Genomic DNA, 16,048 nt, shown 5'->3' on the forward strand with positions numbered 1-16,048 from the left:
GTTATTGCGGTTGATGCGCGGGTTTCAGCAAATCGTTTACGGTTTTCACCGGATTGAAAGTCACGAGTGGCACTTCGACAAAAATTGTGTTCCATTTTGCCATCGCGCCGTTCCAAAGTCCGGGAAGTTCGTAGGCTTTGAGTTCGCGTCCGTTTTTGGCTTTGTTTACAATAAAACCGCGTTCGTGGTCGATAAAATCGATGAGGTTGAATTTTTCGCCCATGAAGTTTTTTGCCGAACACACAATATCAACCGGATTGAAATGCGTCGAACTGTCGATTATCGAAACCTGCTGCGGATTGTTGAGTTCCACTTGGGAAGTCTCGACGATCTGGAGCGAAATATTGCCTTGTTGGCCGCGCACCCAAAACGGTCCGCCGCCGGGTTCGCCCTCGTTTTTGACCATTCCGCAGACGCGAAGCGGACGATTCAATTTTTGTCTGATGTAAGCGAGTTTGTTCGCCGTGGTGAATTTCGAGAAATCGCTGTACATTTTGATGTTTAGTTCCGATTTCAGGAATGCGATCATTTCGTCAATGTCGTCCGATTCGATGTAACCGCTTTCGATTCTTCTCAGGTAATCGAAAATCTGTTCCTGGGTTTTGATCAGGATTCCGCCGAGCGCCTTTTTGTAAAGCGTGATGATGTCGACGTGATTCTGGATGACGTTGTCGATGTTTTTGATAAAGACGATATCGGCTTCGATGTTGTTGAGATTGTTGATAAGCGCGCCGTGTCCGCCGGGACGGAAAACGAGTTGGCCGTTGTCGTCTCGGAAGGCCTTGTTCTGCATATCGACGCCAATCGTGTCTGTCGATTTGTCCTGATACGTGAATCTGACCTCGATTTTTACGCCTGTTTCCGACTCGATTTTCGGCTTGACCGAAGCGATTATCTGCTCAAAAGCGTTTTGATGTTCTTCGGAAACGGTAAAATGCAGATTAGAAACGCCGTTCGAGCTCGCATATCTGGAACTTTCGTTGAGATGTTCCTCGATTGGCGTGGCGATGTGATCGGAATATTTGTGGAACGGCAAAATGCCCTTGGGTTTGTTGCAATAGTCGAATTGGCTCGGGTCGAGCAAGGCTTTGATGAACTCGTAATTGCGTCGGTCAGATTCGCGAAGTTCACCTTGTTTCTTGTGAAAATCGGCTTTTGCCAGCAAATCTTTGTAGAACGGAAGTTTGTCTTTTCCGGCAAGGAACACAGACAAAGCCGTCATTTTCGTGCGGTTGATGTAAGCGTTGATCGTGTCTTTCGAACTATCGAATTCATTTAGAAAAGTCGACAGGAATTTAAACATGCGACTCGCCGCGCCCGAAGCCGGGACGAATTTTTTGAGTTTGAATCCGTTTTTTCTCGAATCGAAATAATCGGCGCAAGCCTTAAATTCTTCTTCTGAAAATGTCTTGATGCCATCACCAAGCGTCGCCGGACGTTCCAGCCAGGTCTTGGGAATTCCGTCCTTGAAGATCTGGAGTTCTTTCTCTACGGTGTCCAAAGTGAGTCCGTGAAGGCGAATCTGTTCGAAATCTTCTGTAGTGAACCCAATTTTGCGAAGTCTGACTTCTTGGGCAATTATGCTGTTCCCGTTTGGGATTTGTTCAATGTTTTTCTCCATTCCACATAAGCCATTATGGCCAAAACCGTAAAAAATACGTACTGAAGCGCGAGAATCCCATAGCCGCGATAGGCGTAAATCGGGATGGCGATCAGGTCTCCGATAATCCAGAGCGTCCAGTTTTCAAGTTTCTTCAAAGCCATATACCACATGGCTGTAAAAAACAATCCCGATATAAAAATGTCCAAGTAATTCTCTTGCCTTATTCTCGTATTTGTCGCTTTGTATAGTGCGAAAATAACCACAATCGTAAGCAAAAAAATGGCGACGCCTGTTAATTTTTGTTTGTCGTTTGTTCTCGAAATGGGCAAGATAGCGTCGTTGTTGGTTTTTCTTGACCAATTATACCATCCGAAAAAACTTACGATCGAATAGTAGACGTTCACGAGCATGTCGCCGATGTAATCGGCGCGGTAGAAAAGGTAAACTGTGAGAATCGTCGCGACAAGTCCGGTTGGATAAACCAATATATTTTCCTTTTTGGCGAACCACACGCTGATGATTCCGAAGATAAAAACCACGATTTCGATGATGATCACCGACGTCGGAGTCAATTTATACGACGCGAGGAAGAAATCGTACAACTCATTCATGGTCGAAAAAATTCAGATCGTTCTCGAAAGAGGTTCCGATGACAACCAAATCGGCTCCATTTTCATAGGCGATATCGATTCCAGACTTCGATTTGATGCCGCCGCCAACGATAAGCGGAATGTCGAGATTTTGGGAAACCGAAGCGATAATTTCAGGCAAGACAGCATTTTTTGCGCCGCTTCCGGCCTCGAGGTAAATGAGTTTTTTGCCCAGCATTTGTCCGGCCAAAGCGGTTGAGATGATTTCGTTTTTATCAGATAATGGATTCGTGCCCGAAACCTTTGCGACCGCGGTTTCGCTTTGCGACTCGATCAGCAAATAACCTGTCGGGATGATCTCGAGATTCGAGTTTTTGAGGATTGTTGCGGCGTTTACGTGATGTCCGATCAAAAAATCAGGATTTCTTCCCGAAAGCAGCGACAGGAACAAAATTCCATCGGCTTCGTGCGAAATCTGCGAAGGATTTCCCGGAAACAAAATGATTGGCAAACGGCATCGGTCTTTTATTTCGACAATGAGCTCGTCGATCCGATCGGTGAAAACGCGGCTTCCGCCAATGAAAATGTGGGTTGCGGGCGAATCGCAAAGTTTTTCGATCAGAAAATCCAGATTTTCCCAATCGATTTTGTCCGGATCGAGTAAGATCGCGAGCAATTTTTTGCGTTGGCTTTTGGCCGAAAGTATGTCGTTATAGAGCTTTTGCATCGGTGGTTTCGAACGCGTAGACAAGCATGTGGTCTTCGACATATTGGAATTTTACGTCGAAATGGCGGTGAACGTTCTCGAAATCGAGGCGCGCCGCAGCCTGTCCTGAGTTTAAATCGAATGCAAAAGTAGTGATGTGGTCTTTAAAACTGATACCGATTTCGTTCCTGATCTTGAAAATCGCTTCTTTAACGCCCCAAATCACGGTGAGTTTCGATACATAATCGCCTGAATTGGCATCGAGATAATTTTCTTCCTCTTCGGATGTGAATTTGTCGGCTATGCGAGCGATTTTGTCGCGCATCAACTCCAGGTCGATTCCGACCGTTACGTCTGACACGATTATAGCCGAAAATCCGTGTGAGTGCGAGATCGAGATGTGATGACCGTCAGGCAAATGCGGTTTTCCGGTCTTGTCGTAAGTCACGTCGAAATCTGTGTAACCCGCAGTTCCGAACAGTTTTCTTACGGACAAAAATCCGCGTTGGTGTTGCTCGGATTTCATTGACATGACGCGAACCATGTTCCAGTCTGTGAGGTGGATTTCGTCGAAAAGGTCTTCAAAAGCTTCTTCGATTCGCCAGACGTAGAGTTTGGTTTTGGGTCCGATATTCTGTTGGAGGTGAAGTGGCATTATGGATTTTCAGTGGTCGCTGTTTTGGCAGACTTCAGACCAAATTAGTATGATGCTAATTTAAGGAATGTTTTTGGCTTTGGAAACGATTTGAGTTTTGCTTTACTGTGGATCCACTATGTTTCGGAGGCGAAAAAGAGCACATCAAAAGCATATCAACCGCTTGCCCTGTAAGACCTAACAGACTTACTAAAGTCTGTTAGGTCTTACAAAGTTCGGGCGCAAAGACAAGATTTGGATACAGAAAATCTGTAAAAAATGTTAAAGTTCAGAACTGGTTTTCCTGAAGACGAAACGGTGGATCGTGGTCTTTTCATAGTTTTTTATCCAACCATTAAACCTTGTTGTGAAGCGAGCTAATGCCGATTTGACAGTCGTTTCGTAAAGTTGCCACATTCCGCGGCCTAGCCCGGATGCAAGCGATTACCCCACAGGCCGCAAGCCGATTTTTTGCGGTGTTGGCGCAGCGACCGCAGGAAGCTCGCGGCCGACGCCTGCAAAAAACGGTTTGCGGCCGAGGAGTAAAAGTGGGCAGCCGGAATAAGCTACAAACCAAATGCTTAACATTATAAATGCTTTTGAATAATCTAATTGTGCGTTTTTTGTTCCCAAAGTTAATACGTACTTTTGCGCCAAATTTTGGACTTTAATCAAAACTTAGATATGAGTACTACGACAATGCCATACGTGGCGTACAAAGTGAAAGATATTTCCCTCGCAGCTTGGGGACGCAAAGAAATCGAATTGGCCGAGGCGGAAATGCCGGGCTTGATGTCACTTCGCGAAGAATTCGGAGCTGAGCAACCCTTGAAAGGTGCGCGCATCGCCGGATGTTTGCACATGACGATCCAGACCGCGGTTTTGATCGAGACTTTGAAAGCGCTTGGAGCCGAAGTGACTTGGTCTTCTTGCAACATTTTCTCGACCCAGGATCACGCTGCCGCCGCAATCGCCGACGCCGGAATCCAAGTTTACGCCTGGAAAGGTCTGAACGAGGAGGATTTCGACTGGTGTATCGAGCAAACGCTTTTCTTCGGCGAAGACCGCAAGCCATTGAACATGATTTTGGACGATGGTGGCGATTTGACGAATATGGTTTTGGACCGTTACCCGGAATTGGTGGCTGACATCAAAGGTTTGTCAGAAGAAACCACCACTGGCGTCCACAGACTTTACGAGCGCGTTAAAAACGGAACTTTGCCAATGCCGGCAATCAACGTGAACGACTCGGTTACAAAATCGAAATTCGACAATAAATACGGATGTAAGGAATCTGCAGTTGATGCGATCCGTCGTGCGACCGACGTAATGTTGGCTGGAAAACGCGTTGTGGTTTGCGGATACGGAGACGTGGGAAAAGGAACAGCGGCATCTTTCCGAGGAGCCGGATCTATCGTAACTGTAACTGAAATCGACCCGATTTGTGCGTTGCAAGCAGCGATGGACGGATTCGAAGTGAAGAAACTCGACACAGTTATCGGAAACGCCGACATCATCATTACGACTACAGGAAACAAGGACATCGTTATCGGGAAACACTTCGAGGCGATGAAAGACAAAGCGATCGTTTCTAACATCGGACACTTCGACAATGAAATCGACATGGCTTGGTTGAACAAAAACCACGGCGCGTCCAAAATCGAGATCAAACCGCAAGTTGACAAATACACGATCGCAGGAAAAGACATCATCGTCTTGGCCGAAGGTCGTTTGGTAAATCTTGGTTGCGCAACAGGTCACCCGAGTTTCGTAATGTCGAACTCGTTCACGAACCAGACTTTGGCTCAAATCGAGTTGTGGAAAAACAGCGCGGCTTACGAAAACGAAGTTTACATGTTACCGAAACACCTTGACGAGAAAGTTGCCGCTTTGCACTTGGCAAAATTGGGTGTTGAACTCGAAACTTTGAACGATGAGCAAGCAGCTTACATCGGAGTCGAGGTTCAAGGGCCGTTCAAGCCGGAATATTACCGTTATTAAGATTTGTTGATTGCCTGGAGGCCAGTTCGTGGTTCTCGGGTTTAAATCTTCAGATTTACAGATAGAAACCCTTGCAGAAATGTGAGGGTTTTTTTGTGAAGTCGACAGGCTAAACTTTAACAAAAATTACGTATTTTCTGTAATGGAAATTCGAATCGGCGTACGAACTTTGCAAGACCTAACAGACTTTATAAAGTCTGTTAGGTCTTGCAGCCCAAGAAATTGATGGGTTTTTGTAGTGGTGATTTGGCTCTTGAAATGTAAAAAAAACCGACTCACGAAATTCCTATCTTTAAAGCATTCAAACCAAACAATGATGAAGAAACTTTTACTCCTGCCGTTATTGGCGATCGCGCAGTCTTGTGCGATTTACGGACTCACCGACGATTACGGAAAATTGTCCGACGAACAAAAAACGCACATTTTGCCCGCAAATTTTGAGAATCCATTGCCTGATCATGTTTACAAAGTCACGGGAAAAGAGCTAAATGCCGAAATCCGGAAATATCCAAAAGCGTTGGTTTACGAATTTACGAACGGTTGCACTTCAGATGCTTGCAAACCCATGATCGTATACGAAAGATTCGCCAAAAAGAACGGCTACAAACTGTTTTTGGTTATGAACGGCTTCGGTTTCATCAACGAAACGATGGCGCAGCGCAATTCGTTTGAAAGTCCGCTTTATGCGATCGATGCTTCGGCCTATCCGACGAATCGCCGATCGAAGTACACCATGATGTTTAAAAAGGATTTGGCTGACGATCCGAGTTACAAGCCTGGATATTGGGGTCTGATGTTTTTTGAGAACGGAAAGTTCGTGAAAGAACTCGATTATCTGCCCGAAGGATAACTGCCCCAAAAAATCCGATAAAAAAAGCCCGATACGAGATCCGTTCGGGCTTTTTCGGTTGTTTATTGGAAATAGTAGTTTACTGTTTTACGATCTTGTGCGTGGTCGATGTGTTTTCACCTTTCAGCGAAATCAGGTAAATCCCGCTTTCAAGATTGGCGATCGAGATCGTTTGTTCCGATTGGTTAAGCGCACCCTGACCTACTTTTTTGCCCGTCATATCAAATAAGAAATATTGATTGAAGACCGATGTATTGGCTTTAACCGTGAATTGGTTGTTCGCCGGATTCGGATAGATCGTGAAATCTTTCTTACTCGAATCGCCAACAGCAAGCTGACAATTGGAATTCATCTGAACCGGAAACTCCAAAGAAGTACTGCTGTTGTTAGGGCAAACGCTCGGAGCGGCGCTAACCTTGTAAACTCCGGCGCTTGTGATAGTATACGACGGCTGATTGGCGCCGTCGATGGGTTCGTCGTTCTTGAACCATTGGATGTTTTCGCTATAAGGCGGATTATTGATCGACATCGTTACTGAAGTTCCGTCGCACAATAGGAAAGATTGCGTGTCCGGATCGAAAGTGAAGTTCTCGGCATCTTCGTACATCACCAAAAAAGAAGTCCAGTTCCAACTGTCGATCTGGATTGTATTCGATTCATAAGTAGTCGCTCCCGAAGTCACGACGACCTTGAAAAGCGATTGGTCGTAAGTGTACCAATCGTAAGTGAAGGTCGGGCCGGTCGCGCCGTCGATTGCCTGATATTCGTCGTCCAGGAACCAATATTTGTAATACCATTGGTAAGTGTCGTAGGTTTGGCTTGACGTGATTTGAGCCGTTCCGTCCGTCCACGGGCATAACATGGTGTCGCCCGAAATTGTCGGGGCTTGTGCAAATGACAAAAATCCGATAAGGAAAAGTGCCAAAGTGAGTACTTGTTTTTTCATAATGCTGGTTTTTTATTTTTGAGTCCAAGGAAAGGATTCTGTCGTAAAAACCGCATTATTTGCGCGCTACAAGGTGTGACAATCGCGTGACATTTCGTGACATCGCGAGTTAAACGAGACTTGTCAGATAGGAGTAAAGTGAGTCTGGAGCACTGATATTGAGCTTTTTGAAGAGTCGTTCCTTGCGCTTTCGGCAACTCTCGGGCGTGATGTTCAAAAGTGACGCGATTTCCTTTGTGCTCAGATTCAAAAATACGAACGAAAGATACCGGATGTCGTTCGCCACAAGGTCAGGATGCCTTTCCCGAAGCGCTTTTATGAACTCGTTGTTGACGTTCTCGAAATGGTTTGACAAATCGTCCCATTTGGCATCGTCCTTCAAATGTGATTTCAAATTCCGAACCGAAGAAAACAAAACGGCGTTTCCCGAAATTTTCGGATCGTCCGACAAAGATTCGATGATTTCCTCTATGAGTTCGTTGCGCGTCGTCTGAAAAAGGATTTTGTCTGACAAGATCTGGTTTTTCACATCGATCTCGTGTCGCAGCGATTCGGTGTTTTGTCGCTCGTGATCGAGTTCGAGATTCTTGATGCGAAGCGAGTTTTCCTGAATGATCTTGCGCTGTTTCGACAATTGGTTGCGCTTGTAGAAAATCACCGTAAACGAGACGAGAATCAGCAACAGAAGCGAAATCGAAAGCAGGTAGATTTTTTGTTTGTCGGCGGCTTCGGCTTTGCTGTTTTCGAGCGTGTGACGCGATTCGGACAACTCGAATCTCAAAGCGGCGTTTTCTGCCAGTTCGCGGTTTTTTTCTTCGGATATCTTTTTGTTCAGATGAATCACCGAATCTTTCGCCCAAAGCGCCTTGTCGAAATCCTTGGCCTTGATCGCCGCATTCGAGATCAGGCTGAAAATCTTGGCGCGCAAATCTTTCTCGGGCTTGAGTTTCAAAGCGTTTTCAAGGAATTTAAGCGCTTCTTCGGGTTGATTCAACTTGAGATAAGCTTCGGCAATGAAGTACTGGATTTCGGATGTTTCGGTGTCGAACCCGCGATCTTTTATCGAAGCGAGCAATTCCAGTCCGTCGCGAACCGCTTTCTCTGGCATGTTCCTTTCCAGATAGATCGCGTTCCTCACGATTCTTGCGCTGATCAAGGTTCTGGAATTTTTGTCCAATGTCCTGAACGCGATTTCGAGATATTTGTCGGCTTCGGCCAGACGATTCAATTCGAGGTAGAGATTCGCGAGATTGCTGGCGTAGAATCCGATTCTTATCGTGATCTTGTTTTCGACCGAAATCGTGTAGGCTTTCAGCAGATATTCCTCGGCCTTTTCCTTCTTTTCTTCTTTGATGTAAACCAGCGCAATGTTGTTCAAGACCGTCATTTCGTTCTCCGGACGACGTTGTGAAACCGCCAGTTCGTAAGCCTGAAGGAAACAATTGAGCGCTTTTACGTAATCGCCCATTTTGTAATAAGTGAGTCCGATGTTGTTCACCGACAGGAATTCCTGTTTTGGCCAGGAATTGGTCTGGGCGATTTCACGCGTTTCGGACAAAGTCTTCAAAGCCGACGCATATCGCGAATTCATCATGTCGTCTATGCCACGGTTGATCGCTTTGTTCACGGCGAGGCTGTCCTGGGCGAATCCGAATGGAATCCGACAAAAGATCAAAACAAAAAGCGCAAAACGAAAAAAGACTTTTGGCGAAAGCAAGGTTTGGAATTTTTGGCCAAAAATACGCAAATAACACAAAGTTCGCGCCTTTGGGAACGTTGGCAAGTACGCATAAAAAAACCCGCTCAAAAGAACGGGTTTCTATTTTCAAGTCGAAGTTGATTAAGCTTGGAAAGGCTCAATTGAAACGAATGACTTATTGTCTGCTTTTTTCTGGAATTTAACCACTCCGTCCACTTTAGCGTGAAGCGTGTGATCTTTACCCATGTAAACATTTTCTCCGGGGTTGTGCTTAGAACCACGCTGACGAACGATAATGTTTCCAGCGATGGCAGCCTGACCACCGAAAATCTTAACGCCTAGACGTTTCGATTCTGATTCGCGTCCGTTCTTGGAACTACCGACACCTTTCTTGTGAGCCATGACGTATATCTTTTAAAATTAATTATTCTTCAGTTGCAGTTTCTTCAGTCTTCTTTGCAGCGGCTTTCTTTTTTGGAGCAGCTCCAGGCAAAGTGATTCCTGAAATTTGGATTTGAGTCAACGCCTGACGGTGACCATTTTTCTTTTTGTAACCTTTTCTACGTTTTTTCTTGAAAACGATTACTTTATCACCTTGAAGGTGCTTGATTACGGTAGCTTCTACTGAAGCACCATCTACAGCCGGGGCGCCCAAAGTTACAGTTCCGTTGTCGTCAAGAAGAAGCACTTTTGCGAAAGAAATCGCGTCGCCTTCATTTCCTGCCAAACGGTGAACATAAACCTTAAGGTCTTTGCTTACTTTAAATTGTTGCCCTGCTATCTCTACGATTGCGTACATAACAATGTGTTTGAAATTGATTAAAAATGGGTGCAAATATACGATTAAATCACAATCGTGCAAGTGGTTAATGAAAAAAAGATGTCAAACTCAAAAAGTTAGAGCAAAATGTCTGAAACTGCACTTTATCCCTGCTTTCGGCAACTGCTTTCTACTACTGCTACTGCAACTGCTTTCCGCTACTGCTTTCTGCTACTGCAACTGCTACTGCTACTGCCACTGCCTTCTGCTACTATTTTATCCGGGCGCGCCGGCAGCAACAAAGTTCGTGGCAAAAAGAAACGCTGGGCAAGCTGCCGTCAGGCTGGAGCTACTCGCTTTTTGCACGCAAAATTTTGTAAAGGGAAGTTTGAAGTAGCAAAAGAGCTCAAACAATAGCACCATCCTTCGCGCAACGTGTCCGCGTGAAAATTCTGAATAAGATCTAAAAAAGGAGTACGCCTCAAATGTCCGAAATCATAAAAACAGGAGGTTTCCGCGTAAAAAACTTATTTTTGGCGTAACAAACATTTCCCAACACATACAAACACGCAATTATTAATCATTTAACTTTATGAAAAACACAATAATGGCTTTGGGTTCGGCACTATTGCTATCGGGAACCGTCACTGCCCAAAAGGTGGCGTTCGAGGAATTTGACCTCGACAACGGCATGCACGTGATTTTGCACAACGACAACTCGGCTCCGGTGGTCATCACCTCGGTCATGTATCACGTCGGGGCGAAAGACGAGCAAGCCGATCGCACCGGATTCGCTCACTTTTTCGAGCATCTTTTGTTCGAAGGAACGAAGAACATCCAACGAGGCGAATGGTTCAAGATCGTAACTTCAAACGGTGGAACAAACAATGCCAACACAACTGACGACAGAACTTACTACTTTGAAGTTTTCCCGTCAAACAACCTCGAACTCGGTTTGTGGATGGAATCGGAACGCTTGATGCATCCGGTAATCAACCAAATTGGCGTCGATACGCAAAACGAGGTCGTAAAAGAAGAAAAACGCCTTCGCGTAGACAATCAGCCATACGGAAATTTGTTGGCCGAAGTCAAGAAAAGCATGTTCAAGAAACACCCTTACCGGTGGGCAACTATCGGTTCGATGGAACACTTGGATGCGGCAAAACTCGAGGAATTCCAAGCTTTCAACAAGAAATTCTACATTCCGAATAATGCGGTTTTGGTCGTTGCCGGACAATTCGACAATGCCCAGGCCAAAGATTGGATCAAAAAATACTTCGGATCGATTCCGAAAGGCGCTCCAATCACGCGTCAAACTTATACCGAAGATCCGATCACTTCCGGAATCAAGGCAGAATACGTAGACTCGAACATCCAAGTTCCGATGGTCGTCTCGGCTTACCGCACGCCATCGATGAAAACCCGTGACGCTCGAGTTCTCGACATGATTTCCACTTATCTGACTGACGGAAAAAGCTCGAAATTGTACAAGAAAATCGTCGACGAGAAGAAAATGGCATTGCAAGTGGGAGCGTTTTCGTTCTCTCAGGAAGACTACGGAATGTACATCATTTATGGAATGCCGCTAGGGCAAACCGCGACATCGGCAATCCTGAAAGAATGTGACGACGAGATCGTGAAACTTCAAACGGAATTGATTTCGGAGAAAGATCTGACGAAACTCAAGAACAAGTTCGAGAACAACTACGTGAATAGCAATTCCAGCGTGGAAGGCGTTGCAGAAAACCTTGCTTCCTATTATTTGTTGTATGGAGACGTGAATCTGGTAAACACCGAAATCGACATCTACCGTTCGATCACTCGCGAGGAAATCCGGGATGTTGCCAAGAAATATCTCAACCCGAACCAGCGTTTGCTGCTTGACTACGTTCCATCTAAAGACAAACAAAACTAAGAGACTACAAATGAAGAATCTAATCATAGCCGCTACAGGTTTGTTTTTAACCGTCACTATGCAAGCACAAGACAGACCGCAACCAAAACCGGGACCGGCTCCGGTAATCAACGTAAAAGCGCCTGAAACGTTCAAATTGCCGAACGGACTCAAAGTGCTTGTTGTGGAAAACCACAAATTGCCGCGTGTTTCGTATAATCTGACGTTAGACAACGCTCCATATGCCGAAGGAAACAAAAAAGGCGTATCCGATCTGACCAGTGAACTCATCGGAAAAGGAAGCAAGAAAATCACGAAAGACGCTTTCAACGAAGAAGTCGATTTTCTTGGCGCCGACATCAATTTCTCCTCAAACGGCGCTTATGCAAGTTCGCTGTCGAAATACGGAAACCGCGTGCTTGAGCTTATGGCAGAAGGCGCGTTGAATCCGAATTTCACGCAGGATGAATTCGACAAGGAGAAAACCCAATTGATCGAAGGTCTGAAAACCCAGGAAAAAAGCGTTCCGGCGACTGCAGGTCGTGTTCGCGGCGTTTTGGCTTATGGGAAAAACCATCCGTCAGGAGAATATTTGACTGAGGAAACGATCAACAATGTCACGCTTCAGGACGTGAAAACCAATTATTACACATATTTCGTTCCCGGAAATGCTTATTTGGTCGTGATCGGAGACGTGAAACCATCTGACGTAAAGAAACAAGTCACGAAGCTTTTTGGAAACTGGAAGCCACAAACGGCGCCTCGTGTTTCTTACACAGATCCGACGAACGTTCAGTTTACGCAAATCAATTTTGTCGACATGCCAAATGCTGTCCAATCTGAAATCGGATTGGTCAATACGGTTCGTCTTCAAATGAAAGATCCGGATTTCTTCCCTGTGATTTTGGCCAACCAGGTTTTGGGTGGCGATTTCAACAGTTACCTGAACATGAACCTTCGCGAAGCCCACGGTTGGACTTACGGCGCGCGTTCGGGAATTGGCGGAAGCCGTTATGTGACGACTTTTTCTGCTTCGTCCCAAGTTCGCAACGCTGTTACTGATTCTGCTGTTGTGGAATTCATGAAGGAAATCAAGCGAATCCGCACAGAAAAAGTTTCAGCCGAAGCTTTGGCAGCGGTGAAAGCAGGTTACATAGGGCGTTTCGTGATGCAAGTGGACAAACCGCAGACAATCGCGCGTTACGCCTTGAACATTGAAACCGAAGGACTTCCTGCCGATTTCTACAAAAACTACATCAAGAGTATCGAAGCCGTGACGCCGGAAGACATCCAACGCGTCGCCAACAAGTATTTCCTTGCAGACAACCAACGCATCGTGATCGTAGGAAAAGGTGCCGACGTTTTGCCAGGTTTGGAGAAATTGAGCGCTACGACCAAAATTCCAATCTTGTTTTTTGACAAATTCGGAAATCCGGTCGAGAAACCTGTTGCCAAGAAAGCTTTGCCTGCCGGGGTTACCGCGAAGTCGGTTTTGGAGAGTTATGTGAAAGCTGTAGGTGGTGAAAAGGCGATCGCTTCGGTGAAAACTGTCTCGGCTACTTATTCTGGAACGATTCAGGGAACGACTTTGGTTTTGACGATGAAATCTTCATCTGCCGGAAAAAATGCCGTAACCATGAATGCAATGGGTATGACCATGATGAAGCAAATCGTGAACGACAAAATCGCGTACCAGGAACAACAAGGGCAACGCAAAGATTTCACGGGCGAGGAATTGGCAGAGAAGAAAGCCGCTGCAATCCCTTTTAGAGAGGTTCAGATCTTGAAAAAAGGCGATGCGACGCTTACGGGAATCGAAACCGTCAACGGAACCGAGGCTTATGCCGTGAAAACAGGAAAATCTGTGTTGTATTTCGATACGAAAACAGGTTTGAAAGTGGCGGAAACCAAAACGACCGAGCAAGGTTCGCAAACCATGAACTACGGCGATTACAAAGAATTGAAAGGCGTAAAAGTGCCTTACAAGATGAGCTTGACCGCCGGACCTCAAGAGATTGAGTTCGCCGCTAGTGAGTTTAAAATCAATGAAGGTGTTACCGATGCTGATTTTCAGTAATCAGTTTTTATCAAATGTTGAAAAGGCCGCTCGAGAGAGTGGCCTTTTTTTGTGATTTTTTACAGATTTTCTGTAGTTGGGTTGGGCGCGAAGTTTGCAACTTCGCGTAATGTGTTTTTAAGTCTGTGACTTATGGAGGTAACAATCAGGAACCAGAAAGGAATTCATTTGCTCACGATGAAGGTCGTTGATGGCGTTGGCGTATTCGATCACAAGTCGTACCGCGACCTTTTTTTGGAAAGCATCCGATACTGTCAGGAAAACAAAGGCATGGATGTTTTTGCCTACGTAATCATGCCAGATCATGTTCATATGATAATCCAAAGCCGAATTGGTTTGCTGTCAGATCTTCTGCGGGATTTCAAGAAATTCACTTCCAAGAAGATCGTCGCGTCAATGATTGCAACCAACGACTATCGTCTGGATTGGATGTTGAAGCGATTCGAATTTGCAGTGAGGCGACACACGCGAAACGAACGGTATCAATTTTGGGAAAACGGGAACAATCCGAGAGAAATCGACACTGTCCACGAAATGAACGAAGCCATCGAATTTGTGCACCAAAATCCCGTTCGCGCGGGTTTTGTGGAATCTGCGGAAGCGTACCTGTATTCGAGTGCCAGAAATTTCTCGAATCAAAGCGCATTGGTCGAAATCATTTACACATAAAGCGGGTCACAGACCCGCAAACACAATCCGCGGAGTTAAAAACTCCGCTACTTCCGCCCACTAATCCAAACCCCAACCAAAACCACCAAAGCACCCAAACCCTGCCAAAAACTCAAAACTTCCCCGTCCAAAGCGCCCCAAAAGAAAGCCACGATCGGTATCAAATAAGTCACCTGACTAGCAAATACCGGCGTAGAAATCTTGATCAATCTATAAAACAACAAATTCGCGATTCCGGTACCCATAATGCCAAGCAAGGCGATAAAACCAATCGCGTGTTGCACTTTCGGTTCGTGCACTTGGGAAAAAAATCCGGTAGAGACCAAAATCGCGAGGCAAGGCAACAACATCACGGCAAAATTGCCTGTAGCAATACTTAAAGGCGATAAATCCGATAGGTTTTTCTTTAGCAGATTCACGTTTATCGCATAGCAAAACGCGCCGGCGAAAGCCAAAAGCGCAAACAAGTCATTATCGCCAGAATGATTCGAAGTTCCGCCCAAGATCAGTAAAACGCATCCGGCTAGGCCGATGATTACGCCAAAAATCTGAGAGCGTTTGTAGTCCAAAGAAAACAGTAAAATCCCTACGACAAGCGTGCTCAAAGGCGTCAAAGCGTTCATGATCGCGCTGATCGTACTGCTGATGTGAGTTTGGGCAATCGCGAACAGAAATGCGGGCAAAAAGCTTCCGAACAAAGCTGTCAATGCGATGAATTTCCACTTTTCGCGGGGAATTTTGGCCAGCGACCTGAATCCGATCATCAAGAAGAAAAGCGATCCGAAAATCATCCTGAGCGAACCCAACTGGAAAGCTGTCAAGCCTTCGAGTCCACGTTTTATAAGAATGAACGAACTTCCCCAAATCAAGGCCAAAACGCCAATTAATATGATTTTTATACGGTCCTGATTCATGTTCGGCCAAAAGTTTAACACACCAAAATTGTAATAAATTTAGGACTTACAGCCTGTGTTTTTGCTATTTTTGTAATCCGTTCCAATCGAACGGATTAACCCAACAAAACAGGTAATACGATGAATCTTAGAAAATCCCTGATGATCGCTGCTTTGCCAGTGCTTTTTTTGACCGCTTGTAAACAAACAGACAGCGCCGCACCTGAAACTGCCGCGACTTCAGAAAACACGACGGCCGCCGTAGCCGCAAAGCCGGAAACCGCGAATTTCAAGATCGACGGAATGGTTTGCGCCGTTGGATGCGCCAAAACAATCGAGAAGAAATTGGCTTCGCTTGAAGGCGTGACAAAAGCGTCGGTCGATTACGACAAGAAAGAAGCGACAGTTGAATTCGACGCCGCGAAACAATCTCCGGAAAAATTGGTCGAGACCGTAGAAAAAGTCGGAGACGGAAAAACCTACAAAGTGTCGAACCTGAAATCTTCGGGCGATCACGCGTCGGTATTCGTAAGCCACGAAGACGAGAAGGAAAAAGCGGCGAAAGACAAGGACAAAAAGAAGTCCAAAAAAGACAAGAAAGCGTCTGACAAAAAAGACGGCGAAGCAAAAGGCGGATGTTGCGCAGCCAAGAAAAGCTGTCACTCGGCTTAAATTAGAAGGAAAGATAATAGACGAACAGTTAATAGACGTTTGTTGATGAACGAC

The 16,048-nt window shown here is 45.5% G+C and carries 16 protein-coding genes; 7 read left to right on the plus strand and 9 right to left on the minus strand.

The features are described 5' to 3' along the window. Nucleotide 1: 1 nt before the first annotated feature. From EOO49_RS00570 to EOO49_RS00585, 4 genes are read right to left on the minus strand one after another with little or no spacing between them, the layout of a single operon-like run. A complete protein-coding gene (locus EOO49_RS00570) occupies nucleotides 2-1,621 on the minus strand; it encodes a DUF4301 family protein (RefSeq protein ID WP_290841929.1) in 1,620 nt (539 codons plus the stop codon). Continuing rightward, nucleotides 1,579-2,214, minus strand: a complete 636-nt coding sequence (pnuC, locus tag EOO49_RS00575; RefSeq protein ID WP_290841930.1) for a nicotinamide riboside transporter PnuC — start codon at nucleotides 2,212-2,214, stop codon at nucleotides 1,579-1,581. The genes EOO49_RS00570 and pnuC overlap by 43 nt, the downstream gene beginning before the upstream one ends. After that, on the minus strand, nucleotides 2,207-2,920 hold the full coding sequence (locus EOO49_RS00580; protein ID WP_290841931.1) for a geranylgeranylglyceryl/heptaprenylglyceryl phosphate synthase: 714 nt from the start codon (nucleotides 2,918-2,920) through the stop codon (nucleotides 2,207-2,209). Before EOO49_RS00580 ends, pnuC begins: the two co-directional genes overlap by 8 nt. Continuing rightward, the gene (locus EOO49_RS00585) at nucleotides 2,904-3,554 is read right to left on the minus strand and encodes a 4'-phosphopantetheinyl transferase superfamily protein (protein WP_290841932.1); all 651 of its coding nucleotides are present in this window, start codon (nucleotides 3,552-3,554) and stop codon (nucleotides 2,904-2,906) included. Before EOO49_RS00585 ends, EOO49_RS00580 begins: the two co-directional genes overlap by 17 nt. A 663-nt stretch (nucleotides 3,555-4,217) precedes the next feature. On the opposite strand from EOO49_RS00585, the gene ahcY reads away from it, so the two are divergent. Beyond that, nucleotides 4,218-5,534, plus strand: a complete 1,317-nt coding sequence (gene ahcY, locus EOO49_RS00590; RefSeq protein ID WP_290841933.1) for an adenosylhomocysteinase — start codon at nucleotides 4,218-4,220, stop codon at nucleotides 5,532-5,534. Nucleotides 5,535-5,850: 316 nt separating this feature from the next. Next, a complete protein-coding gene (locus tag EOO49_RS00595) occupies nucleotides 5,851-6,384 on the plus strand; it encodes a hypothetical protein (RefSeq protein WP_290841934.1) in 534 nt (177 codons plus the stop codon). Nucleotides 6,385-6,463: 79 nt separating this feature from the next. Here the strand turns inward: EOO49_RS00595 and EOO49_RS00600 are convergent, their stop codons facing one another. The 4 genes from EOO49_RS00600 to rplU all read right to left on the minus strand — a co-directional run bounded on the left by EOO49_RS00600 (nucleotide 6,464) and on the right by rplU (nucleotide 9,828). Then, on the minus strand, nucleotides 6,464-7,330 hold the full coding sequence (locus EOO49_RS00600) for a T9SS type A sorting domain-containing protein (protein WP_290841935.1): 867 nt from the start codon (nucleotides 7,328-7,330) through the stop codon (nucleotides 6,464-6,466). Nucleotides 7,331-7,439: 109 nt separating this feature from the next. Continuing rightward, nucleotides 7,440-9,047 (minus strand): tetratricopeptide repeat protein, encoded by a 1,608-nt coding sequence (locus EOO49_RS00605; RefSeq protein WP_290841936.1) that lies wholly within the window; start codon nucleotides 9,045-9,047, stop codon nucleotides 7,440-7,442. 123 nt (nucleotides 9,048-9,170) lie between these two features. Continuing rightward, entirely contained in the window at nucleotides 9,171-9,431 is a 261-nt protein-coding gene (rpmA, locus tag EOO49_RS00610) for a 50S ribosomal protein L27 (RefSeq protein WP_290841937.1), read from the minus strand. 22 nt (nucleotides 9,432-9,453) lie between these two features. Further along, nucleotides 9,454-9,828: a 50S ribosomal protein L21 gene (gene rplU / locus EOO49_RS00615; protein ID WP_290841938.1), complete on the minus strand. Its 375-nt coding sequence runs from the start codon at nucleotides 9,826-9,828 to the stop codon at nucleotides 9,454-9,456. Between the two features lie 108 nt (nucleotides 9,829-9,936). On the opposite strand from rplU, the gene EOO49_RS00620 reads away from it, so the two are divergent. The 4 genes from EOO49_RS00620 to EOO49_RS00635 all read left to right on the plus strand — a co-directional run bounded on the left by EOO49_RS00620 (nucleotide 9,937) and on the right by EOO49_RS00635 (nucleotide 14,429). Continuing rightward, nucleotides 9,937-10,206 (plus strand): hypothetical protein, encoded by a 270-nt coding sequence (locus tag EOO49_RS00620; protein WP_290841939.1) that lies wholly within the window; start codon nucleotides 9,937-9,939, stop codon nucleotides 10,204-10,206. Between the two features lie 175 nt (nucleotides 10,207-10,381). Then, nucleotides 10,382-11,704, plus strand: coding sequence for a pitrilysin family protein (locus EOO49_RS00625; protein WP_290841940.1), 1,323 nt, complete (start codon nucleotides 10,382-10,384; stop codon nucleotides 11,702-11,704). Between the two features lie 10 nt (nucleotides 11,705-11,714). After that, on the plus strand, nucleotides 11,715-13,760 hold the full coding sequence (locus EOO49_RS00630) for a pitrilysin family protein (protein WP_290841941.1): 2,046 nt from the start codon (nucleotides 11,715-11,717) through the stop codon (nucleotides 13,758-13,760). Between the two features lie 132 nt (nucleotides 13,761-13,892). Beyond that, complete coding sequence (locus EOO49_RS00635) at nucleotides 13,893-14,429, plus strand: transposase (protein WP_290841942.1); 537 nt, start codon at nucleotides 13,893-13,895, stop codon at nucleotides 14,427-14,429. A gap of 47 nt (nucleotides 14,430-14,476) precedes the next feature. Here EOO49_RS00635 and EOO49_RS00640 read toward each other — a convergent pair whose 3' ends face one another. Next, nucleotides 14,477-15,343, minus strand: coding sequence for a DMT family transporter (locus EOO49_RS00640; protein WP_290841943.1), 867 nt, complete (start codon nucleotides 15,341-15,343; stop codon nucleotides 14,477-14,479). A 120-nt stretch (nucleotides 15,344-15,463) separates the two neighbouring features. On the opposite strand from EOO49_RS00640, the gene EOO49_RS00645 reads away from it, so the two are divergent. Next, complete coding sequence (locus EOO49_RS00645) at nucleotides 15,464-15,994, plus strand: heavy metal-associated domain-containing protein (protein WP_290841944.1); 531 nt, start codon at nucleotides 15,464-15,466, stop codon at nucleotides 15,992-15,994. Nucleotides 15,995-16,048: the final 54 nt, after the last annotated feature.

This window comes from Flavobacterium sp., from assembly GCF_004295795.1.
In the GTDB taxonomy this organism is placed as follows: Bacteria; Bacteroidota; Bacteroidia; order Flavobacteriales; family Flavobacteriaceae; genus Flavobacterium.

Excerpts from the sequence above, each read along its gene's own strand:
- EOO49_RS00580 (WP_290841931.1), bottom strand. The coding sequence starts at position 2,920 with ATGCAAAAGCTCTATAACGACATACTTTCGGCCAAAAGCCAACGCAAA.
- pnuC (WP_290841930.1), bottom strand. The coding sequence starts at position 2,214 with ATGAATGAGTTGTACGATTTCTTCCTCGCGTCGTATAAATTGACTCCG.
- ahcY (WP_290841933.1), top strand. The coding sequence starts at position 4,218 with ATGAGTACTACGACAATGCCATACGTGGCGTACAAAGTGAAAGATATT.
- EOO49_RS00645 (WP_290841944.1), top strand. The coding sequence starts at position 15,464 with ATGAATCTTAGAAAATCCCTGATGATCGCTGCTTTGCCAGTGCTTTTT.
- EOO49_RS00595 (WP_290841934.1), top strand. The coding sequence starts at position 5,851 with ATGAAGAAACTTTTACTCCTGCCGTTATTGGCGATCGCGCAGTCTTGT.
- EOO49_RS00620 (WP_290841939.1), top strand. The coding sequence starts at position 9,937 with ATGTCTGAAACTGCACTTTATCCCTGCTTTCGGCAACTGCTTTCTACT.
- EOO49_RS00635 (WP_290841942.1), top strand. The coding sequence starts at position 13,893 with ATGGAGGTAACAATCAGGAACCAGAAAGGAATTCATTTGCTCACGATG.
- EOO49_RS00625 (WP_290841940.1), top strand. The coding sequence starts at position 10,382 with ATGAAAAACACAATAATGGCTTTGGGTTCGGCACTATTGCTATCGGGA.
- EOO49_RS00585 (WP_290841932.1), bottom strand. The coding sequence starts at position 3,554 with ATGCCACTTCACCTCCAACAGAATATCGGACCCAAAACCAAACTCTAC.
- EOO49_RS00600 (WP_290841935.1), bottom strand. The coding sequence starts at position 7,330 with ATGAAAAAACAAGTACTCACTTTGGCACTTTTCCTTATCGGATTTTTG.
- EOO49_RS00640 (WP_290841943.1), bottom strand. The coding sequence starts at position 15,343 with ATGAATCAGGACCGTATAAAAATCATATTAATTGGCGTTTTGGCCTTG.
- rplU (WP_290841938.1), bottom strand. The coding sequence starts at position 9,828 with ATGTACGCAATCGTAGAGATAGCAGGGCAACAATTTAAAGTAAGCAAA.
- EOO49_RS00630 (WP_290841941.1), top strand. The coding sequence starts at position 11,715 with ATGAAGAATCTAATCATAGCCGCTACAGGTTTGTTTTTAACCGTCACT.
- EOO49_RS00570 (WP_290841929.1), bottom strand. The coding sequence starts at position 1,621 with ATGGAGAAAAACATTGAACAAATCCCAAACGGGAACAGCATAATTGCC.
- rpmA (WP_290841937.1), bottom strand. The coding sequence starts at position 9,431 with ATGGCTCACAAGAAAGGTGTCGGTAGTTCCAAGAACGGACGCGAATCA.